This is a genomic window from Spirosoma pulveris (genome assembly GCF_054781875.1).
On sequence record NZ_BAAGTO010000002.1, the window covers coordinates 86,375 to 108,101 of the forward strand.

At 49.9% G+C, this 21,727-nt stretch carries 21 protein-coding genes and 1 pseudogene; 13 read left to right on the forward strand and 9 right to left on the reverse strand.

Annotated features, from left to right (window positions below; genetic code table 11):
* Positions 1-7: 7 nt before the first annotated feature.
* Both ACYVJM_RS08665 and ACYVJM_RS08670 read left to right on the forward strand, forming a co-directional pair.
* A complete protein-coding gene (locus ACYVJM_RS08665) occupies positions 8-1,303 on the forward strand; it encodes a serine hydrolase (RefSeq protein ID WP_461147827.1) in 1,296 nt (431 codons plus the stop codon).
* A gap of 58 nt (positions 1,304-1,361) precedes the next feature.
* On the forward strand, positions 1,362-2,705 hold the full coding sequence (locus ACYVJM_RS08670; protein WP_461147828.1) for a serine hydrolase domain-containing protein: 1,344 nt from the start codon (positions 1,362-1,364) through the stop codon (positions 2,703-2,705).
* An 86-nt stretch (positions 2,706-2,791) separates the two neighbouring features.
* Here the strand turns inward: ACYVJM_RS08670 and ACYVJM_RS08675 are convergent, their stop codons facing one another.
* Entirely contained in the window at positions 2,792-3,232 is a 441-nt protein-coding gene (locus ACYVJM_RS08675; protein WP_461147829.1) for a WapI family immunity protein, read from the reverse strand.
* 211 nt (positions 3,233-3,443) lie between these two features.
* On the opposite strand from ACYVJM_RS08675, the gene ACYVJM_RS08680 reads away from it, so the two are divergent.
* The 6 genes and pseudogenes from ACYVJM_RS08680 to nspC all read left to right on the forward strand — a co-directional run bounded on the left by ACYVJM_RS08680 (position 3,444) and on the right by nspC (position 8,541).
* The gene (locus tag ACYVJM_RS08680) at positions 3,444-4,661 is read left to right on the forward strand and encodes a saccharopine dehydrogenase family protein (protein WP_461147830.1); all 1,218 of its coding nucleotides are present in this window, start codon (positions 3,444-3,446) and stop codon (positions 4,659-4,661) included.
* Positions 4,662-4,759: 98 nt separating this feature from the next.
* Positions 4,760-5,536, forward strand: a complete 777-nt coding sequence (locus tag ACYVJM_RS08685; protein WP_461147831.1) for a hypothetical protein — start codon at positions 4,760-4,762, stop codon at positions 5,534-5,536.
* 60 nt (positions 5,537-5,596) lie between these two features.
* Positions 5,597-6,426: pseudogene (locus ACYVJM_RS08690) on the forward strand (energy transducer TonB).
* A 59-nt stretch (positions 6,427-6,485) separates the two neighbouring features.
* On the forward strand, positions 6,486-6,941 hold the full coding sequence (locus ACYVJM_RS08695; RefSeq protein ID WP_461147832.1) for an energy transducer TonB: 456 nt from the start codon (positions 6,486-6,488) through the stop codon (positions 6,939-6,941).
* Positions 6,938-7,282 (forward strand): energy transducer TonB, encoded by a 345-nt coding sequence (locus ACYVJM_RS08700; RefSeq protein ID WP_461147833.1) that lies wholly within the window; start codon positions 6,938-6,940, stop codon positions 7,280-7,282. Before ACYVJM_RS08695 ends, ACYVJM_RS08700 begins: the two co-directional genes overlap by 4 nt.
* A 98-nt stretch (positions 7,283-7,380) precedes the next feature.
* Positions 7,381-8,541, forward strand: a complete 1,161-nt coding sequence (gene nspC, locus ACYVJM_RS08705; RefSeq protein ID WP_461147834.1) for a carboxynorspermidine decarboxylase — start codon at positions 7,381-7,383, stop codon at positions 8,539-8,541.
* A 157-nt stretch (positions 8,542-8,698) separates the two neighbouring features.
* Here the strand turns inward: nspC and ACYVJM_RS08710 are convergent, their stop codons facing one another.
* Together ACYVJM_RS08710 and ACYVJM_RS08715 are read right to left on the reverse strand one after the other, a co-directional pair.
* A complete protein-coding gene (locus ACYVJM_RS08710; RefSeq protein WP_461147835.1) occupies positions 8,699-9,679 on the reverse strand; it encodes a UDP-glucuronic acid decarboxylase family protein in 981 nt (326 codons plus the stop codon).
* A gap of 98 nt (positions 9,680-9,777) precedes the next feature.
* A complete protein-coding gene (locus ACYVJM_RS08715; RefSeq protein ID WP_461147836.1) occupies positions 9,778-11,109 on the reverse strand; it encodes a UDP-glucose dehydrogenase family protein in 1,332 nt (443 codons plus the stop codon).
* A gap of 368 nt (positions 11,110-11,477) precedes the next feature.
* Between ACYVJM_RS08715 and ACYVJM_RS08720 the strand changes: the two genes are divergently transcribed.
* Positions 11,478-12,617 (forward strand): acyl-CoA dehydrogenase family protein, encoded by a 1,140-nt coding sequence (locus ACYVJM_RS08720; protein ID WP_461147837.1) that lies wholly within the window; start codon positions 11,478-11,480, stop codon positions 12,615-12,617.
* Between the two features lie 278 nt (positions 12,618-12,895).
* Here the strand turns inward: ACYVJM_RS08720 and ACYVJM_RS08725 are convergent, their stop codons facing one another.
* Positions 12,896-13,138, reverse strand: coding sequence for a GlsB/YeaQ/YmgE family stress response membrane protein (locus ACYVJM_RS08725; protein WP_461147838.1), 243 nt, complete (start codon positions 13,136-13,138; stop codon positions 12,896-12,898).
* A 69-nt stretch (positions 13,139-13,207) separates the two neighbouring features.
* The gene (pgeF, locus tag ACYVJM_RS08730; protein ID WP_461147839.1) at positions 13,208-13,954 is read right to left on the reverse strand and encodes a peptidoglycan editing factor PgeF; all 747 of its coding nucleotides are present in this window, start codon (positions 13,952-13,954) and stop codon (positions 13,208-13,210) included.
* A gap of 245 nt (positions 13,955-14,199) precedes the next feature.
* Between pgeF and ACYVJM_RS08735 the strand changes: the two genes are divergently transcribed.
* Positions 14,200-14,607: a T9SS type A sorting domain-containing protein gene (locus tag ACYVJM_RS08735; RefSeq protein WP_461147840.1), complete on the forward strand. Its 408-nt coding sequence runs from the start codon at positions 14,200-14,202 to the stop codon at positions 14,605-14,607.
* Between the two features lie 83 nt (positions 14,608-14,690).
* Here ACYVJM_RS08735 and ACYVJM_RS08740 read toward each other — a convergent pair whose 3' ends face one another.
* Positions 14,691-15,923, reverse strand: a complete 1,233-nt coding sequence (locus ACYVJM_RS08740) for an acyltransferase family protein (protein ID WP_461147841.1) — start codon at positions 15,921-15,923, stop codon at positions 14,691-14,693.
* A gap of 137 nt (positions 15,924-16,060) precedes the next feature.
* On the opposite strand from ACYVJM_RS08740, the gene ACYVJM_RS08745 reads away from it, so the two are divergent.
* The gene (locus tag ACYVJM_RS08745) at positions 16,061-16,477 is read left to right on the forward strand and encodes a MaoC family dehydratase (protein WP_461147842.1); all 417 of its coding nucleotides are present in this window, start codon (positions 16,061-16,063) and stop codon (positions 16,475-16,477) included.
* A gap of 120 nt (positions 16,478-16,597) precedes the next feature.
* Here the strand turns inward: ACYVJM_RS08745 and ACYVJM_RS08750 are convergent, their stop codons facing one another.
* Both ACYVJM_RS08750 and ACYVJM_RS08755 read right to left on the reverse strand, forming a co-directional pair.
* Positions 16,598-16,777, reverse strand: coding sequence for a histone H1 (locus ACYVJM_RS08750; RefSeq protein WP_097128479.1), 180 nt, complete (start codon positions 16,775-16,777; stop codon positions 16,598-16,600).
* Positions 16,778-16,922: 145 nt separating this feature from the next.
* A complete protein-coding gene (locus ACYVJM_RS08755; protein WP_461147843.1) occupies positions 16,923-18,227 on the reverse strand; it encodes an aminotransferase class I/II-fold pyridoxal phosphate-dependent enzyme in 1,305 nt (434 codons plus the stop codon).
* A gap of 244 nt (positions 18,228-18,471) precedes the next feature.
* Between ACYVJM_RS08755 and accC the strand changes: the two genes are divergently transcribed.
* Both accC and ACYVJM_RS08765 read left to right on the forward strand, forming a co-directional pair.
* Positions 18,472-19,971, forward strand: a complete 1,500-nt coding sequence (accC, locus tag ACYVJM_RS08760; protein WP_461147844.1) for an acetyl-CoA carboxylase biotin carboxylase subunit — start codon at positions 18,472-18,474, stop codon at positions 19,969-19,971.
* A 136-nt stretch (positions 19,972-20,107) separates the two neighbouring features.
* On the forward strand, positions 20,108-20,698 hold the full coding sequence (locus tag ACYVJM_RS08765) for a laminin B domain-containing protein (protein ID WP_461147845.1): 591 nt from the start codon (positions 20,108-20,110) through the stop codon (positions 20,696-20,698).
* A 61-nt stretch (positions 20,699-20,759) separates the two neighbouring features.
* On the opposite strand, the gene ACYVJM_RS08770 is transcribed toward ACYVJM_RS08765, so the two are convergent.
* Positions 20,760-21,644 (reverse strand): cation diffusion facilitator family transporter, encoded by an 885-nt coding sequence (locus tag ACYVJM_RS08770; protein WP_461147846.1) that lies wholly within the window; start codon positions 21,642-21,644, stop codon positions 20,760-20,762.
* Between the last annotated feature and the right edge of the window lie 83 nt (positions 21,645-21,727).

The following is a 21,727-nucleotide window of genomic DNA, read 5'->3' on the forward strand; positions in this document are numbered from 1 at the left end:
CACTGCCATGCACCCATTCGCCAACCATTTATCGGGTTTCCTGCTGTTGCTCTCAACAGTCACCTTCGCCCAGCCGCGGACCGACACTTTCCTGAAAGACCTGCTCGCTACAAACCAGCATCCCGTTTTCCGGAAAGTCATGCAGCACCCGGACGACTACCGGCTGCAAATCATTTATACGAAGATTGACCGGGATAGAAATAATACACCTTCCTTCACGAATTACTATTTCCGTGTTGACAGCACCGAATATTTCAATCCGGCCTCGACGGTAAAGCTGCCACTGGCCCTGCTATCGCTGGAAAAGGTGAACAACCTCAGAAACCCGAAGCTGACGAAGTTTACGGCCATGCAGTTCGACAGTTCGTACAGCGGTCAGACCAAAGAGTGGAGGGACAAGACGGCGCAAAATGGGTTTCCGTCCATCGCCCATCTCATAAAAAAAGCCTTTCTGGTGAGTGAGAATGACCCCTATAGCCGGATGTATGAGTTTGTCGGGCAGGCGGGCATCAACCGGGCATTACACGCCAAGGGGTATCTGGATACGCGCATTACGCACCGGTTTGTGCGGATGACAGCCGAAGAAAACCGGCATACCAACGCCATTCGATTTATTGATGAATCGGGAAAACTGATTTACAGCCAACCGGCCGCCTACAACCCGGACCCGTTCGATTTTTCGAGAACGGCCAGGCTTGGCAAAGGGTATTACGCGAAAGACAGCCTGATTCATGAACCGTTTAACTTCACCGAACGCAACAAATTTCCGTTGGAAAGCTTTCAGCAGGTACTGCAATCGGCCCTGTTTCCGCGCTCCGTTCCGGCCCGACAGCGGTTCAACTTAACCCCCGACGATTACCGGTTTCTGCAGCAATACTTATCCCAGCTTCCGGGCGAAACCAATTACCCCAAATACGACGCCAAGCAGTATTACGACACCTACGTAAAGTTCTTTTTTATGGACAGTCTGCATCATCAGTTGCCCAAAGGGGTACGGGTATTCAACAAAGTGGGTTGGGCCTACGGGTTCCTGACGGATGCTTCGTACGTCGTTGACTTCACCAACAAGATCGAATACATGCTGACCGCCACACTTTACGCCAACAGCGACGGTATTCTGAACGACGACAAATATGAGTACGAAAGTATTGGGCACCCGTTCCTGTACCAGCTAGGGCAAACGATTTATCAATACGAGCTGACACGCAAGCGAAAAAACGCCCCTAACTTGAGTGCCTTTAGTATCCCCTACGAAAAACGGCAGAATGATACCAGACCAGTAGTGAAAGATGTGGATAACTGAGTAAAGAATTTGCGTTATTTACGACCAATAAACTCCTTACTCTTAAACCTTTAGCTACATGATGTTCAAGCCTACATTCAGAGCGACGATACTTCTGTTTGCTCTCACCACAGTTTCGTTATTTGCGCAAACAGGCACCAAACAGGTTCCTCCGTTACTGGCCGCTGCCAACCCCGAAACAGTTGGCTTCTCGTCGGAACGGCTCAACCGCATCGATGGGCTCATTCAGTCCTACATCGATAAGAAAGCGTTTCCCGGTGTGACGGCTATTGTGGTGCGAAACGGTAAAATCGTTTATCATAAAGCGTTCGGCACGTCCGATCTGGACAATAACAAACCGCTGGCGAAAGATGCCATCTACCGGATTGCCTCCATGACCAAAGCCATTACGTCGCTGGCCGTCATGATGCTTCATGAGGAAGGCAAGGTCATGCTCGACGATCCCATCAGCAAATACATTCCAGAGTTTGCTAAACCAGTCGTGCTCGATAAGTTCAACGATAAAGACAGCACCTACACGACCATTCCGGCCAAACGGGAAATTACTATCCGGCATTTGCTCACACATATGTCGGGTCTCAATTACAACGTCATCGCCAGCGATCCGCACATGCGTGCCATTTATACCAAAGCGGGCATTGTGGATGCTTTCACCACCCAGAATATAAAAATTGGCGATGCCGTCAGGAAGTTGGCGAAGCTCCCGCTCAATCACCAGCCGGGCGAAAAATGGACCTATGGCCTCAGTATTGATGTGTTGGGCGCTTTGGTAGAGGTCGTGTCGGGGATGCCGCTGGACCAGTTCTTTCAGAAGCGCATTTTTGAGCCGCTGGGTATGAAAGACACCTATTTCTATTTGCCTGATTCGAAACGAGATCGATTAGTAGCCCTGTATTCGGAAGATAAAGATAAAAAGCTGGTCAAAACGGCCACCCTGAAGAGCCTTCCAACCGATCCTGATTACCCGATTGTGGGGGCAAAAGCTTATTTTTCGGGCGGTGGCGGCTTGTCGAGTACGGCCTATGACTACGCCATCTTCCTGCAAATGCTGCTGAACAACGGGGTGTACAACGGCAAGCGTTTCCTCAGCCGGAAGGGCGTTGAACTGTTTACCAACTCGAACCAGACCGGCACCCTTTTTCCCGATCCGCACGGCTACTTTAGCCTGGGCTTCGCCGTCACGAACGAGAAGGGACATACGCAGGATCTAAGCAGTGTTGGCACCTTCTCCTGGGGTGGCGCGTTCAGCACCGATTACTTTGCCGATCCTAAAGAGAAAATCTGCGCTGTTCTGATGAAACAGATGTGGGGCACAAGCTATGGCAGTGAACTCGACAACAAATTCAGCCTGATGATCTACCAGGCACTGGACGATCAGGAAGAGGTAGAACCCGGAAATTAGCGTATCCTGTCACGAAAAAGCCAGCGGGTTGATCTACTTGTACAAGTAGATCAACCCGCTGGCTTTTTGTTTTATTTATCGGGATACTATCGTTCGGGGTAGGTTTCTACCTGTCCCGACAACTCCTGTATGGCTTCCTTCAACTGAGTCCGGCTCAGCACAATGTCCATCTCGACCGGAAAATCAGGATACGAATGCCAGGATGGGGTTAAACCGTGCCCCAGCTGGATTCGAAGACGGTAATTATCATCCGACAAGGCTTTCGCATCCATGCTCAGTCCCGGCTCGGAGAACCGAATCGCTACGTGCGTCGTGGCTTTGTTCCAGAGCGAGCGGAGTCCTGTCAGAATCCGTTTTACCTCCCAGGTCTGCAACGGTGCCGATTGCGTATCTGCCTTCTGACGCCAGAAAGTCGACAGGCGGCACTGGAGCCGATTACGATCACGCCAACTGTTTGTAGCATTGCCGTACCCTAGAATTGCGAGTTCAAAAGAGTCGAGCGAGTTAGAAGAAGATACGAATTTCATAGCACGTTTAGTTAGGGAGTTATCTGATTCTCTACTTAACAAATATACTAAATATGTTGTTTCATAATCAAGCAGTTAATTAACCGAAATATTATCCTATCCAACGGGAAAGTAGCCCATCCCAGTAAGTTCACAAATCACAAACAAATTGGGTTAGCCACTTTCGTTATCTTTGCGCCCGAAAGAATACACAAACTAATCATTCAGATAGATGGCAAACGTGCTCATTATTGGAGCCGGTGGAGTTGGCAGCGTTGTTGCGCACAAATGCGCCATGAACAGCGATGTCTTCACAACGATTATGCTGGCCAGTCGCACCAAATCAAAGTGCGACCGTATTGCGGCCGAAATTCAGGAAATGCACGGCGTAAGCATCCAGACGGCTCAGGTTGATGCCGATGTGGTCTCCGAAATGGTTGAGCTGATTCGGTCGTTCAAGCCTGTACTGGTCATCAATGTGGCCCTCCCCTACCAGGATCTTCCCATCATGGATGCCTGCCTGGAGGCCGGTGTACACTACATGGACACGGCAAACTACGAACCTAAAGATGTAGCCAAGTTTGAATACAGCTGGCAGTGGGCTTATAAAGAACGCTTTGAACAGGCGGGATTGATGGCGCTGCTCGGCTGCGGTTTCGATCCGGGCGCGACGCAGGTGTTCACCGCGTACGCCAACAAACACTACTTCGACCGGATGGACTACCTGGACATCATCGACTGCAACGCGGGCAACCATGGCAAGGCATTCGCCACTAACTTCAACCCGGAAATCAACATTCGCGAAATCACCCAGCCCGGTCGCTACTGGGAAAACGGCGAGTGGGTCGAAATACCGGCCATGAGTATTCACAAGCCCATCGCCTACCCCGAAATTGGCGAGCGGGAGTCGTATGTGCTGTACCACGAAGAACTGGAATCGCTGGTTAAAAACTTTCCGACACTAAAGCGGGCGCGTTTCTGGATGACTTTTGGACAAGCCTACCTGACCCACCTTGAAGTACTTCAGAATGTGGGCATGACGCGCATCGATAAGGTAAAATTTCAGGGTATGGACGTTGTTCCCCTCGAATTTCTGAAAGCCGTATTGCCCGCTCCCGATTCGCTGGGCGAGAATTACACGGGGCAAACCAGCATCGGCTGTCAGATTAAAGGTGTGAAAGATGGCGAAGATGTTACCTGCTACATCTGGAACAACTGCGACCACGCCGAAACGTATCGTGAAGTGCGCGGCCAGGCTGTGAGCTATACCACGGGCGTTCCGGCCATGATTGGCGCTATGCTCATGCTGACCGGCGTCTGGATGAAACCCGGCGTCTGGAACTGTGAAGAACTCGACCCCGATCCATTTATCGAGCAGATGAACAAGCAGGGTCTTCCCGTTCAGGAGCGCGTGAATGTGCCGCTCCCGCACGAATATCCCGAAGTTTAAACGTATTATAATTTGTTAAAACGAGAATCCCGCTTATGTCAGATGGCGGGATTTTTCGTTATTTACGCAATCAATAATATCCACGAACCTATCTTCTTATGAAAACACTATTTCTGACAACACTGGCGATTTTTTCCCTGACGATTACCTACGCACAAACACGCGATTCGACCAAAACAAAGCCTACTCAACAGGTTAATCCAAACGACCGGCGTAACGGATTCGAAACCTACCAGTCGACAGGCCAGATTGTTGGAACAGGACCCAATGGTATGGTCAACACCATCGATCACCGTTATGAGGGACTTCGGGGAACGCCTTATTTTTTACCGGAGTGGAACAAAGGCCAAATCGAGATGACCGCCGGTCAGAATTACACCAATGTTCCAATTAAATTCAATGCCTATCAACAACAGTTAATTCTCCTGCGGACTTGGGCTGGTAATGACTCGATCATTGTCGATGCCAGTCAGGTAAAACGATTTGTTCTAAAAAATAACGAGGGACAAACCTATGTTTTCAAGCGATGGCCAACCGCTGTAACAAATGATCAGGCGTTGAAAGACGGGTATTTCCTGGTGCTTTATGAAGGAAAAAATACCCTGCTCAAACGGATATCGAAATCATTCAAACCGGCAGATTACAAAAATCCTTACGCCAATGATGTTCGCTACGACGCTTTCCGGGATACCTACTCCTATTACCTGCTCAAACCGGACCAGACGCTAACCAAAGTCAAGCTTTCCGACAAATCGATCATCGATGCCCTCGGCGACCGCAAAGAAGAATTAAAGGCCTTCGTGAAGCAGGAAAATCTGTATTTCAAGACAGACAATGACGCGATTACCCTGGTCAAGAAATATGATAGCTTGTAGCCTTGTGTGGAATTTGGCGGGTGAAACCATCCAGCTGATACAAACTAAATCAGCAACGCCATGTATCCTTCTACCGCTTCCGAAACCGTCGTGTTAACTTACGACGATATCATTTTCCAGGCCCGCAACCGCGCCTATGGCGCTTTTGACCTTCGTAACCGATACAGACCGACACTCAGCCGCGCATTAGGGCTGGGTGTCGGTCTGTTTTTGAGTGCCCTGGCAGCACCTGCCCTCTTCGCCCGTTTATGGCCGCACGAATCCACTACGACAAATCAGTCCATGAGCGAAGTGACGCTGACAAAACTGGCGGAACCACCCGCGGAAAAACCCATCGTCATCCCCCCGCAGAAACCGCTCCAGCCGTTAACACCGTACGGAATCTGCCACCCGTTGTCATGCCTGAGGCCGATGTGGTGGAAGAGACGTTGCCGCCCACCACAGACGAGTTGAAGGACGCTACTTCCGGCACACAAACGGCCGAGGGTACCGGCGAAATTGACATTATTGCAGCTCCCGAAGCCTCGGCTCCCACGGTGGTCGAGAAAGCCCTGGAAACGGAGACGAAGACGGAGGCCCCGTTTATTACCGTTGAGCAGCAGCCGGAATACCCCGGTGGTATGGATGCTTTACGGTCGTTTCTGGGCAAGAACCTCAACTACCCCCGATCGGCGGCTTCGGCGGGTGTGTCGGGCCGGGTCTATGTCAGTTTTGTGGTCAATACAGACGGTAGCCTGACCGACCTGCACGTACTGAAAGGAATTGGTTTTGGCTGCGATGAAGAGGCTCTGCGGGTTATGCGTAAGATGCCCAACTGGCGGCCGGGCAAACAGGCCGGTCGCGCTGTTCGGGTAAAATATAATTTACCCATCTCGTTCACGCTCGAATGATGGCGGTGTGGAAAATCAAGATGTCTTGCATCCAGTGACTACAAAAACACCTGCCAGCCATGATATCTCCCTCCCGCACCAGCTACTTACCGACGCTCATCCGCCTTGGCATGAGCGTCGGGTGTATAGTAATGACAACGTTTAGCGTTGCCCAAAGCCCTCCAAAGCTTAACGACCCTACCGTATTTACCATTGTAGAGAAACAACCTGAATTTCCGGGTGGAATGAGTGCCTTAAGCACTTTCATTAAAACGAATACGACCTACCCGACCGAAGCACAAAAGGCGGGCATAAAAGGGACCGTTTACCTATCGTTCATTGTTGAACGAGATGGCTCCCGTACCGCCATCACGGTTTTGCAGGGTCTGGGCTATGGCTGCGATGAGGAAGCCGTCCGTCTTGTCAGAACAATGCCCAACTGGTTGCCGGGAAGCCAGGACGGCCAGCCGTTACGGGTCAAGTACAACCTGCCCATTCGTTTTGGCCTACCTGAGCCCGTGCGAAAAATAAGATGAGCAGAATAGAGGTTGACTCAAATCCACCCGTAGCGTTGAATCCACAAACCCAGCCCGAATTTCCGGGAGGTTTCGGTACGCTGAGCGCCTATTTAAAGGAAAACGTCCGTTACCCGGCAGCGGCAGCGCAGGCCAAGGCTAAAGGCTTTGTGCTTGTATCCTATCTGATTGATACAACGGGAAATGTAACAGCCATTAAACTTCTAAAAGATATTGGGTATGGCTGTGATGAAGAGGCATTACGCGTTGTCAGCCAAATGCCTCGCTGGAAGCCCGCCTGGCAATCGGGAAAAGCCATATCGGTGAAGTACAACCTCCCCGTTCGTTTTCCACCAAACTAAATTATCCGGATAGCGCTATGGGCTAAAACACAGGCCTCCGCGAAAATCACCAACCCGGCAAAGTTGGGGAGCGGTTTGAAAGACCGTACCTTTGCGGCATGAATACGACTTTGCTTCAACATCTAAACGGCAATGCCGAACCCGTTATTCCGTCGCCCTGCTTCGTGCTTGAGGAGGCCAAACTCCGCCGAAACCTTGAACTGATCGATTCAGTACAACGGGCGGCCGGTGTAACTATCATTCTGGCCCTGAAGGGGTTCTCGATGTACTCGGCCTTTCCGCTGGTTCGCCAATATCTGAGTGGAGCTACGGCCAGTTCACTCAACGAAATTAAACTTGTAAATGAATACATGGGTGTGCAGGCGCATACCTACATACCGGCTTATCAGGACAATACGTTCGATGAAGTTGTTAGTCGAAGCAGCCACTTAACGTTTAATTCGTGGAGCCAATGGGAACGGTTCAAAGACCGGGTAGCCGGTAAGCCCGTTTCGTGCGGTATCCGGGTAAATCCGCAGTATTCGGAAGTAGCTACGGATATGTATAATCCCTGTGTGCCCGGTTCGCGGCTTGGCGCCACCCGCGATCAACTGCCCGATCAACTGCCCGAAGGTCTGGAAGGCATTCACTTTCATACGCTCTGCGAGAACGATTCGTTTACCCTCGAACGCACACTGGAATCCCTTGAAAGCCGATTCGACAAGCTGCTGCACCAGGCCAAATGGGTCAATTTTGGCGGTGGCCACCTGATGACCCGCGAAGGTTACGACACCAATCACCTGATTGGGCTGCTGACGGCTTTTCGGCAAAAATACAATGTTGATATAATTCTGGAGCCGGGCTCGGCCATTGCCTGGCAAACGGGCGTTCTGGTTTCGACCGTACTCGATGTGTTCAACAGCCAGGGCATTGATGTCGCTATTCTGGATACGTCTTTCGCAGCCCACATGCCCGACACGCTTGAAATGCCTTACAAGCCGCGAATCATCCATTCCTACCACGAACCCGTTGCCGGAAAGCCTACATACAGGCTCGGTGGCATGACGTGCCTGGCTGGTGATTTCATGGGCGATTATTCATTCGACAAACCGCTTGAAGTGGGCGATACCGTTGTGTTCGACGATATGATTCATTACACAATGGTAAAAACCACCACGTTCAACGGCGTAAACCTGCCCGCAATTGGCGTCTGGAAAGAGGATGAATCCTTTGAGGTAGTCAAGACCTTTGGCTACGAAAGTTTCAAAGACCGATTGTAACACCAGGCGGGACACCCGGCACTACATGGCTGTACGACAACAAAAAACCTGCATACAATACCGTGTGCAGGTTTTTAGTAGACAGCTAAAGGTAACCACCTAAGGCAGTTACAGCAAAGTAAAGCTACAACCGTTTTCCCAAATGAGAACCGGTTCTTTAATTTTTTACAAACTCGCGATGATAAGCTGCTGTGTACAATTCTTCTTCGGGCAAACTTTTAAAGTAATCGTACGTGATCCGAAGGCCCTCTTCCCGCGACACTTTCGGCTCCCAGTCCAGAATCGCCTTTGCCTTCGTAATATCGGGCTGGCGTTGTTTGGGATCGTCGACAGGTAAATCTTTAAGAATCAATTTTTGCTTGGTACCCGTGAGTTTGATGATTTCCTCACCAAATTCCTTAATGGTGATTTCCGATGGGTTGCCGATGTTGACCGGATAGGCATAGTCGCTGAGCAGCAACCGATAAATGCCTTCTACCAGATCATCGACATAGCAGAACGAACGGGTTTGGCTGCCATCGCCGAAAACCGTCAGATCTTCACCCCGCAGAGCCTGGCCGATAAATGCGGGCAATACCCGGCCGTCATTCAGGCGCATACGCGGGCCATATGTATTAAAAATCCGGACGATACGCGTTTCCAGACCATGATAAGTATGATAAGCCATCGTAATGGCTTCTTGGAATCGCTTGGCTTCGTCGTATACACCACGCGGACCTACCGGGTTTACATTACCCCAATATTCTTCGGGCTGTGGATGAACACTCGGGTCGCCATATACTTCGGACGTTGATGCAATTAATACCCGAGCCCCTTTTACACGGGCCAGACCAAGGCAGTTGTGAATACCCAACGACCCAACCTTCAGGGTTTGAATCGGAATTTTCAGGTAGTCGATCGGACTGGCAGGTGAGGCAAAATGCAGAATGTAATCCAACTCACCCGGAACGTGGATAAATTTGGACACATCGTGATGATAGAATTCAAAATTGGGCAGGTGAAACAAGTGCTCGATGTTTCGCATATCGCCCGTAATAAGATTATCCATGGCAATAACATGGTAACCTTCCTTAATAAATCGGTCGCAAAGATGCGACCCCAAAAAGCCGGCTCCTCCGGTGATTAAAACACGTTTCATAAGTTGTTTCGACGGCTAACAGGCACAGAAACGCAGCGTATGCAGATTGCTATAACCTGCACACTACTGCGCTTCCATGTCTAAGTGTTTAATTGCATTTAAACTTTTTGCTCAACGGGGGCCATAATTGGCTCACGGCCTATTGAGTAGTATGTATAATTCTGTTCAATCATTTGATCAAGCTCATATACATTACGACCGTCGAAAATTACTTTATTTTTCAATAAAAGATTCATTTTATCGAAATCAGGTGTGCGGAACAACGGCCATTCGGTAATAACCACCAGCGCATCGGCATCGTCAAGAGCGGCATACTGCGTATGCGCATAAGTTACGGCATTACCGATCTGCTCCCGTACATTGTCCATGGCTTCCGGATCATATACCGTCACTTTGGCACCTGCCTCGATCAACGCCTTAATGTTGTCCAGAGCCGGAGCTTCGCGAATATCGTCCGTATAAGGTTTGAAAGCCAGCCCCCAGATTGCAATCGTCTTTCCTTTCAGGTCGCCATCAAAGTGTTTCAGGATCAACGGCATGAGCTTTGTTTTCTGCTCGTAGTTGACTTCCATTACAGATTTCAGCACTTTGAAATCGTAGTCAAAATCCTGGGCTGTTTTCGCCAGTGCCTGTACATCTTTCGGGAAGCAGCTGCCGCCGTAACCAATACCGGCAAACAGGAATCGCTTTCCAATCCGGCTATCGGTTCCAATACCCCGACGAATATCGTCTACGTTGGCGCCTGCCCGCTCACACAGGTTGGCAATTTCGTTCATGAACGTAATTTTCGTGGCCAGGAACGCGTTAGCGGCATACTTGGTCATTTCTGCTGAACGCTCATCCATAAAGATGACCGGGTTCCCCTGCCGCACCAGCGGTGCATACAGCCGGTTCATGACCGCTTTCGCCCGATCCGACTTCGTGCCAATAACCACCCGGTCAGGCTTCATGAAGTCTTCTACAGCAACCCCTTCACGCAGGAACTCAGGGTTCGACACCACGTCGAAATCCACTTTAGCGTTGTCCGCAATGTGCGCGTGTACTTTTTCGGCTGTGCCTACAGGTACTGTACTTTTATCAACAATAACAGCGTACTGGCTCAGGATTGGGCCGAGGTCACTGGCTACTTTCAAAATGTATTTCAAATCAGCGGAGCCATCTTCACCCGGAGGAGTTGGCAGGGCCAAAAAGATAACTTCAGCTCCCTTGATTCCTTCTTCCAGATTGGTGGTGAACGTCAGACGGCCTTCTTCAACATTCCGATGAAACAACGTCTCCAGACCTGGTTCATAAATAGGAACAATCCCATTATTAAGTTTTCCTACTTTGCGCTCATCGATGTCTACACAGGTAACCTGATTTCCCGTTTCGGCAAAGCACGTACCCGTTACAAGTCCTACGTATCCGGTTCCAACAACAGCTAGTTTCATATATTATATATTAAAATAAAAATTAAAATTGACTATTTATACTACACTTTTAAGATAATCAACGGTACAAAAATAGGAGTTTTTTAATAATCTCCTAGGCCCACTAAATAAAAAGCTGCTTCCAGCCAAACTACTATCCTATGGCAATCTGTGATAAAATAGATTTGTAATTACACACTGCGAAGATAATAAAATAAACTTTAGAAATACATTCAGTTAACAAAAAATAAAATCACTTAACTAAAAACTTATTAAACGCGCTTTCATTCTAAATAAAACCAACTACGTGAACCCAATAACTAAACTTGTACTTATCCCAGAAATTTCTTAACTTTCTCCCCAATCAACAACTAAAGATACCTGATTTTATGACGAATGAAATTGTAGAAAACAAAGAATTAATTGCCCAATCAGTCCGAAAATTTAGTGAACGGTTCATACTTCCCAACATTCGCCAATGGGATGATAGTCAATACTTTCCCTCAGAACTGTTCCGGGAGCTGGGCGAACAGGGGTTGATGGGTATGCTCGTTCCGGATTATTATGGTGGGGCAGGGCTAGGTTATCAGGAATACGTAACGGCTATCGTTGAGCTTTCTCGGGTTGACGGTTCCATCGGCTTATCGATGGCGGCCCATAATTCGCTTTGTACAAATCATATTTTGCTGTTCGGCGATGAAACCCAGAAAGATACCTATTTGCCACGGCTGGCGTCGGGCGAGTGGCTGGGCGCCTGGGGCCTTACAGAACCGAACACCGGCTCCGACGCGGGTAATATGCGAACGACCGCTCAGCGCGACGGCGACGATTGGGTCTTGAATGGGGCTAAGAACTTTATTACCCACGGCAAGAGCGGCCAGGTAGCCGTTGTGATTGCCCGTACCGGCGAACCCAATACGCCACACAATGCCACGGCCTTTATTGTAGAACGGGGCACGCCCGGCTTTTTGGGAGGACGGAAAGAAGATAAACTCGGCATGAGGGCATCAGAAACAGCGGAAATGCTTTTTCAAGACTGCCGCATTTCTGACCGCCAGCGGCTTGGCGCGGTTGGAGATGGTTTTGTACAATCCCTCAAAGTGCTCGATGGAGGCCGTATTTCTATTGCAGCATTAAGCCTTGGCATTGCTTATGGCGCCTATGATGCCGCCGTGGCCTACGCTAAAGAGCGCGAGCAATTTGGACAGCCAATCGCAAACTTCCAGGGCATAAGCTTTAAGCTGGCCGACATGGCTACCGCTATAGAAGCTGCTAAGCTTCTGACTTATCAGGCAGCCGCGCTGAAAGATGCCGGAGAATCGGTCACGAAAGAATCGGCCATGGCGAAACTGTTTGCCTCTGAGACAGCCGTTAGCGTGGCGAACGAAGCCGTCCAGATTTTTGGGGGTTACGGGTATACAAAAGATTATCCCGTTGAGAAGTTTTACCGCGATGCGAAGTTGTGTACCATTGGCGAGGGAACCAGCGAAATCCAGAAACTGGTCATTTCGAGGCAGATTCTTAAATAAGGACCGGGATTCCAGCCATATTCAAGTGCTTTTCAGGATTAATGCTGTCAAACACATCCCAATGCTGAAGCAAGCCTGGCCGCATTAACGTTATAAAACAAATCCCCATCTGCCAGGCAGACGGGGATTTGTTTTACTATACTGTTTTTGGAATTAACCAATACTATAAAGGCTGCTCTACATTAAGTTGACCTGATCTTCGGGAATGGGATAGCAAATAGGTAGCCATGAGCAATCTTGAAGAATCGATCAAATCTGGTTGAAATCCCGGTCGGGACTTATACCGTACGACGTGAACCTTTGATTAAGGCTGCAATACCAAGAATAACAACAGCTCCAACAAAAGCCGTCAGAATTTGGTCAACAATACCGCCATCCCGGCCAAAAATCCAGCCACCTACAAATCCACCGGCAATACCCAGTAAGATTTCGGCGAAGAGTGAAAACGAAAACCGTTTGAAAACAAGATCAGCCAGCCATCCAGCTACTGCACCTACCAGAATTGATACTAAGATTCCCATGACGTTTGAGTGTTGAGTACGAATAATGTGATAAAAACAGATACATAACTTGGCTCAACGCAGTATTGTTTATTGTTTTATACCAATAATAGCTAACATTCGTCCAGTTTCTCCATTTTCTGCGCGGTAAGAAAAATATTGATCGTTATTTAGCACTGTCGAGAAGGGGGAAATACTTATCTGATGTTCAGGAATACCCATATCGGTCAGCAATCGTGCGTTAGCGGCTTTCAAATCGATATAACTTTTCCCGGTAGTGATATTATCGCGCCTGAAGGCGGTTGAAAACTGCTCGGCTACTTCGGGCCCAACCTCAAAAGCACACTCGTCAATGCACGTTCCTATATAACAGTAGCATTCTTTAGGCTGGGTACCAAACTGAGTCTGCATAGCCTGCACCGTTTTGGTAACAATCCCGCCCACCGTTCCCCGCCAGCCCGCATGAATAGCCGCAACCGCCCGATGGGATTGGTCAAAGATCAGAATCGGTACGCAGTCGGCGACAGTTACTCCAATGAGCAGATTTGGCCGGTTGGTAATCAAAGCATCATAGCCGTCAAAACGACCCGGTTCCGTTGCCTGTAAAACAGCTGTACCATGCACCTGATGTGACGACGCAAACTGGAATGAATCAGCACCAATGGCCGAAAAGAAACGCCGACGGTTCTCATCAACGTTAGCAGCCTCATCGGCCGTATTTATTCCCAGATTGAGCGATGAAAAGGGAACTGGACTAACGCCCCCATGCCGGGTACTCTCGGCAGCAATCAGCGCAGGAAATGAAGAAAAGATAGCTGGACTGTGATACGATTCCATGAAATCAGGGCAATAATAAGCGTGTAAACATCGGCTTCGACCTAAAGCCCGACAAAATTGCGGCCTAATTCGGCGCATTCCTAACGACCATTCGCTCAGGCAAAACGATTTTAGTCCACTCATCCATGCGAATAACCGTTCCAGTAGTTTGCATTACATAGTACCAACCATAGCCTATATCTTTGTTTCACCAATCGGGAATAACCCGACTCGCTTTTAACTCAAAACATAAAAACATAAAGACCATGAAAACGCTCATCAAATCCCTCGCTTTAGCTTTCTCTTTAGCCGTTGTTACGTCGGTTTATTCTTTTGCCAATGCTACGGCAACAAACCCAATTGGTCGTCCGTCGAAAGTGGCCACCTATAAAACAGGTATTTACACAACGGCATCGGGCAAGCTGAACATCGCCCTGGATAAAGAAACGAATGGTCGCGTCGATATTCGTCTGAAGGATACAACCGGTAAAGTATTATACGCCCAATACCTAGGCAAACGTGATAAAGGCTGCCGCCTGAGCTTGAACCTGAGTGATCTGGAAGACGGCACATACACGGTAGAAATTAGCAATGGGGCCGAAACGACGACGCAAAATGTGGTCCTTTCGACAAATCAGCCCACCACACCCAACCGCTTGGTTGCCATAAACTAACGTCTGCTATCCTGTCTCACCACTAAAAAAGGTGCCCGAACATTCGGGCACCTTTTTTAGTGAACAAGTTCAGCGTTTGTCCGCTATCCGTCTACCCGTTCGTTAATCAGTTGTGTTGGCTCCTTGGCCGACAGGCGTTCGCGAAGTTCGGTAACCGGCTTCTCAAAAAACTTGTAGAGCAACGTAGACAGCATCAGTACCAGCCCCCAAAAGAGCCCCACTTTTGCCCAACCCATTGTAAGCGATGTAGTGGGTATACGATCAACCACTGTCGACATGATTGGCGTTAGATTGAGCAGATACATGGAGTAAGAGATCAGACTGATATGGGTAATGGCGCGGGCAACACCAAACTTTACCCAGCTTGCCGGAGCGGTTCGCCAGCCGTCCATATAGGGCATCAGCAACGCCATACTCAGACCAATTACCGGAAAGTAGAATGTACGTTTATAGAAAGTATAGGCCGGAAACAGGCCAACATTATTGTAGAACGACAGAATAACGATAGACGACGTAAAAGCAGCCAGCACTGTAAGGCAAAGTCCCACAACCAGTAACCGGGTACGCAGCGCCTGATTTTGCCAGCTATCGGGAAAGTAGTTCTTAACGTAGGCAGCCAGCACCCCGTACGAAATGGCATCCAGGCGGGTCATCACAATACCCCGGTACCCGAGTTCACCCTCCGAAACCGGAATCTGCAGCGCTGATATAAACCGGTACAGGTTGGTGCCAATAATAATGAGCAGGACGGTTATCAGAACGATTCTTTGTCGTGACCAATGCCCGGTCAGCAGACGATGCATGCCCCAGAGTACCAGTGGCAGCGTTATATACGACCATTCTTCAATGGCCAGACTCCAGGTTTCGGGAAAAAAATCAGGTATATAGTGGGCAAAGTTTTGCAGAAACAGGTAATACCTGACCAGTATCCCGGTATCAGGGAGTGCATTCGGCAAGCCGCTCCGCCACGCCCTTACGAGCGCCAAAACGATGAGTCCGGTTAGAACCAGATAATAGTTTGGCAGGGTACGAAACCACCGGCGCGTCCAGAAATTGAGCAGCAGTTGCCGGTCGAAGGTTTGTTTTTTTTCGTAGGATCGAATCAGGATACCGCCAATCAAAAAACCACTCAGCACGAAAAACAGCTCGACACCATCGGGCAGCAGGTGGTGCCAGAACGCTCCGTTATAATAGTCCTTAAGGGCAATGGTTGCGTGGGCATCCACAACAATCAGGATCGCAACGGCCCGCATAACATCTAACCCGAGTACGCGCTTCGCTGTCGCTGTATCGAGCGAAAATAGATTTCTCAGCATAATTCGCTACGAAGGTACTAGAGAATTACGAATGATAACCGGGCTGACGAATCAGTGATGAATGATTTAGTGAAACATCCCGAACTTTACCGACTTTCGCGGCATTACTTTTCATTATTTATCATTCATCTTTCGATATGACTTCTGAATTTGGCCTTAACGCTAGCCATAGCTATTCCTTCCGGTTTTCGCAGGCTGAGGTAGCCGACTTCGCCCGCGTAACAGGCGACACGAATCCGCTTCACCTCGATGCCGACTTTGCCGCACAGACGCCGTTTAAACGCCCCATTATTCATGGTATGCTGGGCGCTAGTGTGTTCACCAAGGTACTCGGTACCGAGTTTCCTGGTTATGGCTCTGTTTACCTGGGTCAAACGCTTGAGTTTTTACGGCCCATGTTCGTCGACACCGACTATGAAGCTACGTTTACAGTCCAGTCAATTGATTCCGCTAAGCACACGGCGCAAATCCTTGGCGAGATCCGGGACAAGCAGACCGGAAAAGTTACGACAAAGGGAGTGGCTACCCTGATGCACCGCGAGAAGATCGGGTGACGAACTGAAGACCCGAACAGACTCTCGGGCAACCTGTAGGACTATACACAAAAACTCCCCCACCTGGTACATTTTTCCATGTGGGGGAGTTTTCTTTAGCGGTCCGAAAAGACCTGTTACTTACGCTGCACCGTTCTTTGCATTCTGAACTTCAGAACGAATCTCCTGTGCTAACGTCTTCAAATCTTGCATTCCTTTACGAACGCGAGTTCCGGCAGCCTGGTTATTTTTTTCGTAAAATTTCTCGAAATCACTTTCAAGCGACATAACCAAATTCTTTACTTCATCGAAGCGTGCCATAGCGATTTGTATGGGTTTAAGTGTATGAAAAATGCCCAAATTCCGCTAAAAACGCGGTTTTCTGCCGAAATTTAGTCATTCTCTCATACAGCGCAATAGGCAAGACAAAAAAATAGCCAAAAAATGCAACTTTTCTGCAAAAAGCCTACTCAGCGGCTGCTTCAGCCGATACTTCTATCGTTTCTGACGCTATTTGGGTCGTTTTTTGCTTGTAGTCGCCATTTGCCAGCTTTTCAGCTACAGCCGAGAACGCTTCGAGCGTAATTTGAACGTCTTCGAGCGTGTGCGCTGCCGTTGGAATGATACGCAACATAACGATCTCTTTGGGCACAACGGGATACACCACAATGGAGCAGAAGATACCCCGGTTTTCACGAAGGTCGCGAATGAGCGCGGTCACTTCTGGAATACCACCCGTTAGGTTTTGCAGCAACACTGGCGTTACCGGCGACTGCGTGTCGCCAATGTCGAAGCCACGCTCCCGCAAGCCATTTTGCAGGGCACGAACGTTCTCCCAGAGCTTGTCCCGGAACTCGGATGAGTTCCGAATCATGTCGAGCCGCTTCAGGCCACCAACTACATACGGCATGGGCAGCGCCTTAGCGTACGTCTGCGACCGCATGTTATACTTGAGGTACATGATGATGTCATGGTCGCCGGCAATAAACGCCCCAATGGCGGCCATCGACTTGGCAAAAGTCGAGAAGTACAGGTCGATCCCATCCTGGCAGCCCAGCATTTCGCCAACACCGGCACCAGTGGCACCCATGGTGCCGAAACCGTGAGCGTCGTCGACTAACAGCCGGAACTCATACTTCTCTTTCAGGGCAACGATTTTATCCAGACTACCCACTTTACCCGACATACCAAAAACGCCCTCGGTAATAACCAGGATGCTGCCGTTTTTCTCGGCGGCTTTTTTGGTAGCCCGCTGGAGGTTCTTCTCCAGACTTTCCATGTCGTTGTGGTTGAATTTGTAGTATTCGCCCATCTTCGCTTTGTGCAAACGGATGCCGTCAATCAAACAGGCATGGCACTCGGCGTCATAAACGATTACATCGCGGTGGTCAACGACAGCTTCAATGGCCGACATAACCCCTTGATACCCGTAGTTCAACAGGAAGGAATCTTCTTTACCGACAAACTCAGCCAGTTCTTTTTCGAACTGCTCGTGCAGGTCGCTGTTGCCCGACATCATCCGGGCACCCATTGGATACGCCAATCCCCATTGGGCAGATGCCTCAGCATCAGCCTTCCGGATTTCGGGGTGATTACCCAGACCCAGGTAATTATTCAGGCTCCAGTTCAGTACTTCTTTACCACGAAACCGCATGTGGGGACCGAGTTCGCCTTCAAGTTTTGGAAAGGCGAAATAATGGTGGCCATTGAACTCCCGTGCTGGCGAACCGATAGGGCCTAAGTTGTTACGTAGTTTCTCAAATAAATCCACTTATTGCTATTGTTTATCAGGGCAAACCCTTGTTTTTTACAGAGTAAGTGCAAAAATACGGTTAACTTTCGGTCGCACAAACTCGCGACCGGAAAATTCAATTCGATAATCCTTTTGCCACAAAATCGTATTATTGATTATCCGTTGTTAAAAAGGCGGTCATTGTCCTGAAAAGCCATAAATCGGTAGAATCCCGGTCCTGAATCGACCAGATTATTTATCCTGAACATTACCAAGTAGTAACGTGCCAACTATTCAGAAAATCCTTGTCGCCAATCGGGGCGAAATCGCTTTGCGCATCATGCGGACTGCCCGCGAAATGGGTATCAAGACCGTCGCCATTTACTCCGAAGCCGACCGAAATGCCCTCCATGTTCGCTACGCCGATGAAGCGGTATGTGTAGGACCAGCTCCCTCATCCGAATCGTATTTAAAAATAGATGTGATTATCGATGTTTGTAAGCGATTAAACGTCGATGCTATTCATCCGGGCTACGGTTTTCTGTCCGAAAATGCCGGTTTTGCCCGTTCGGTTCGCGAAGCCGGGTTGATTTTTATTGGTCCCTCACCCGAGAGCATCGAAGTGATGGGCAGTAAGCTGGCCGCTAAAGCCGCCGTTGCTCATTATAACATTCCGATGGTTCCCGGTACGCCATCGGCCATCACCGACCGCACCGAGGCCAAAGCCATCTCCGCAACGATTGGCTATCCGATCCTGATCAAAGCCAGTGCGGGCGGGGGCGGCAAAGGGATGCGGGTTGTGGAAAGCGAAGCCGATTTCGATGAGCAGATGGACCGCGCCGTGAGTGAAGCCATTTCGGCCTTTGGCGATGGGTCGGTGTTTATCGAGAAGTACGTCACGTCACCCAGGCACGTCGAAATTCAGGTGCTTGGCGATCAGCATGGCAACATCATTCATTTGTTCGAGCGCGAATGCTCCGTACAGCGCCGGCACCAGAAAGTTGTTGAAGAAGCTCCCTCGGCCATCCTGACGCCCGAAATCCGTGACGCCATGGGCCGGGCCGCCGTCGATGTAGCCCGTGCCTGCGGCTACTACGGCGCGGGAACGGTTGAATTTATCGTTAACGATACCCTCGATTTCTATTTTCTGGAGATGAACACCCGCCTTCAGGTGGAGCATCCCGTTACGGAGCAGATTACGGGCGTCGATTTGGTGAAGCAGATGATTTACGTAGCCGAGGGCAAACCCCTCGCCATCCGGCAGGAGGACTTAGCGATTAAAGGCCATGCCGTTGAAGTACGCGTCTATGCCGAAGACCCCGCCAACAACTTCCTGCCCGATGTGGGTACGCTCGACACGTACATCCGCCCCCAGGGCAACGGCGTTCGGGTTGACGATGGGTTTGAGCAGGGCATGGTGATTCCAATTTATTACGATCCCATGATTGCCAAACTCATCACTTACGGCGACACGCGGGAAGAGGCCATTCAGAAAATGATCCGGGCCATCGACGAGTACCAGATTTCGGGTGTTCAAACGACTTTGCCGTTCTGCCGATTTGTGATGGAGCACGAGGCTTTCCGATCGGGCCAGTTCGATACAGGTTTTGTTGGCAAGTACTTCACCCCCGACAAACTAAACCCCGCCCCCAATGCCACCGAGCAGCAGTTGGCTGCCGTGCTGGCCGCGTGGCTGATGGAGACCAGCAAGCCTAAAAGTAATGGCGCACCCGCTGCTGCAACAGTCGCCAAAAGCAAGTGGAAAGCGAACCGACTGGCCTGATCAGTTTGTAATGAACTGCGTCAAACGTTAATTAAGTATCAGACTATAATTATGGCTGGGTAGGCCGTCGTCTTCTTTACAGTTTGGCAGCGCATTACAGGTACAATCTAACATTTCGTGATAAAGGATTTTTTTAATGGCTTTCCGTCTGGCAAGACTTCCCTTTCTTAAACCCGGTATTGCTGCAGGCATTCTCGTCGCACTAATGGCAGGGTGTACGGAGCCCCCCATCACCACCATCGCATCTCCGGGCTTCAACGGGTTCGACAGCGATAACGAGGGCTGGCACGTCAATAAGGGCGGGAAAGAGCAGTACAGACCAGCCGGCGGCAACCCGGGCGGGTATCTGGAAGGCGTCGATAATGCGGATAGTGCCTGGTATTTTGTGGCCTCTGCCCAGTTTGTCAGACAGGTTCGGTTTAGCTACGGGCGAACCCTGCGCTTTGACCTCAAGCAGTCGGCAACCGATACTCAGATGGATTTCGATGATCTGATCATGACGGATGGTACCACAAAACTGACTTTCAATACCCCCTACCATCCCAAAACCACCTGGACGAATTATGCCGTGAAGCTGGATGAAGTGCAAGGCTGGAAAAAGGGGAAAGCCGCAGCCACCCAGGCGGACATCCATCAGATGCTGGAAAATTTAACTGAACTATACATTCGGGGCGAATTCCGGAGCGGACCCGACGTAGGTGGACTGGACAATGTCTCGGTCTACTAAGCACCGTTGCCTTGGTGGCAGGTTCTACCCGTAGAACCTGCCACGTCTTAATAATAAAAAATCAAACGGGCTCAATGTGCACCAGTACGTCGTAAACGGCGGGCCTGGCATCCAGAATGGCGGCTTTCACTGCGTGGGCGATGTCGTGCCCCTGGCTAACGGTCAGGTTGCCGGGAACCCGCACGTGCAGATCAACGAAGTATTCGAATCCTGTTTTGCGTACCCGAAATTTATCGATGCCCTTCACCTCCGGCACGGTCATGGCGAGCGTTTGTAATTCCTGTTGCCAGTCGCCTTCGGGTGTTTCGTCCATGATTTCGCCGAAAGACGGACGGAAAATATGGTAGGCATTGTAAACGATAAAACCCGATGCCAGCAGAGCCGCCCAGTCGTCGGCGCTTTCGTAGCCCGGTCCGCCAATGAGGGCAATGCTGATGCCGACAAAGGCCGTCAGCGACGTGATGGCGTCACTTCGGTGGTGCCAGGCATCGGCTTTCACCGCGCTGCTTTCCGTTTCCTGTCCTACCTGGGCAACACGCCGGAACAGGACTTCCTTTACAAGCACAACGCCCGCCAGCACCGCCAGTGTAAACGGGGCCGGTGTTTCATGGGGTACGCGTATGTTCTGAATACTTTGCACGGCAATGAGAATGGCCGCCCCTACCAGGGCAAAGGCCACGACGATAGCCGCCAGCGGTTCGGCTTTGCCATGCCCGTACGGGTGGTTCTGATCGGGAGCGCGGGCCGCCGTTCGCAGACCCACCCACACAAAGATAGAGGTCACTATATCGGTGGCCGATTCCATGGCATCGGCAATAAGTGCGTACGAGTTGCCCAGCCATCCGGCTGTTCCTTTCACCAATACCAACCCGATATTGACAGCTATACCCACCAGCGTCGACTTCTGCCCCCGTTCTGCCTGATGAGGCTTAAGTTGTTCTTCCATTGATTTCTTCTATTGTCAGACAGCTATTATTTCAATTGATTCATGTGTAACCCGAACGTGGACGTTAGGGTGTAAGACAGGAT

Excerpts from the sequence above, each read along its gene's own strand:
- ACYVJM_RS08665 (WP_461147827.1), top strand. The coding sequence starts at position 8 with ATGCACCCATTCGCCAACCATTTATCGGGTTTCCTGCTGTTGCTCTCA.
- ACYVJM_RS08670 (WP_461147828.1), top strand. The coding sequence starts at position 1,362 with ATGATGTTCAAGCCTACATTCAGAGCGACGATACTTCTGTTTGCTCTC.
- ACYVJM_RS08675 (WP_461147829.1), bottom strand. The coding sequence starts at position 3,232 with ATGAAATTCGTATCTTCTTCTAACTCGCTCGACTCTTTTGAACTCGCA.
- ACYVJM_RS08680 (WP_461147830.1), top strand. The coding sequence starts at position 3,444 with ATGGCAAACGTGCTCATTATTGGAGCCGGTGGAGTTGGCAGCGTTGTT.
- ACYVJM_RS08685 (WP_461147831.1), top strand. The coding sequence starts at position 4,760 with ATGAAAACACTATTTCTGACAACACTGGCGATTTTTTCCCTGACGATT.
- ACYVJM_RS08695 (WP_461147832.1), top strand. The coding sequence starts at position 6,486 with ATGATATCTCCCTCCCGCACCAGCTACTTACCGACGCTCATCCGCCTT.
- ACYVJM_RS08700 (WP_461147833.1), top strand. The coding sequence starts at position 6,938 with ATGAGCAGAATAGAGGTTGACTCAAATCCACCCGTAGCGTTGAATCCA.
- nspC (WP_461147834.1), top strand. The coding sequence starts at position 7,381 with ATGAATACGACTTTGCTTCAACATCTAAACGGCAATGCCGAACCCGTT.
- ACYVJM_RS08710 (WP_461147835.1), bottom strand. The coding sequence starts at position 9,679 with ATGAAACGTGTTTTAATCACCGGAGGAGCCGGCTTTTTGGGGTCGCAT.
- ACYVJM_RS08715 (WP_461147836.1), bottom strand. The coding sequence starts at position 11,109 with ATGAAACTAGCTGTTGTTGGAACCGGATACGTAGGACTTGTAACGGGT.
- ACYVJM_RS08720 (WP_461147837.1), top strand. The coding sequence starts at position 11,478 with ATGACGAATGAAATTGTAGAAAACAAAGAATTAATTGCCCAATCAGTC.
- ACYVJM_RS08725 (WP_461147838.1), bottom strand. The coding sequence starts at position 13,138 with ATGGGAATCTTAGTATCAATTCTGGTAGGTGCAGTAGCTGGATGGCTG.
- pgeF (WP_461147839.1), bottom strand. The coding sequence starts at position 13,954 with ATGGAATCGTATCACAGTCCAGCTATCTTTTCTTCATTTCCTGCGCTG.
- ACYVJM_RS08735 (WP_461147840.1), top strand. The coding sequence starts at position 14,200 with ATGAAAACGCTCATCAAATCCCTCGCTTTAGCTTTCTCTTTAGCCGTT.
- ACYVJM_RS08740 (WP_461147841.1), bottom strand. The coding sequence starts at position 15,923 with ATGCTGAGAAATCTATTTTCGCTCGATACAGCGACAGCGAAGCGCGTA.
- ACYVJM_RS08745 (WP_461147842.1), top strand. The coding sequence starts at position 16,061 with ATGACTTCTGAATTTGGCCTTAACGCTAGCCATAGCTATTCCTTCCGG.
- ACYVJM_RS08750 (WP_097128479.1), bottom strand. The coding sequence starts at position 16,777 with ATGGCACGCTTCGATGAAGTAAAGAATTTGGTTATGTCGCTTGAAAGT.
- ACYVJM_RS08765 (WP_461147845.1), top strand. The coding sequence starts at position 20,108 with ATGGCTTTCCGTCTGGCAAGACTTCCCTTTCTTAAACCCGGTATTGCT.
- ACYVJM_RS08770 (WP_461147846.1), bottom strand. The coding sequence starts at position 21,644 with ATGGAAGAACAACTTAAGCCTCATCAGGCAGAACGGGGGCAGAAGTCG.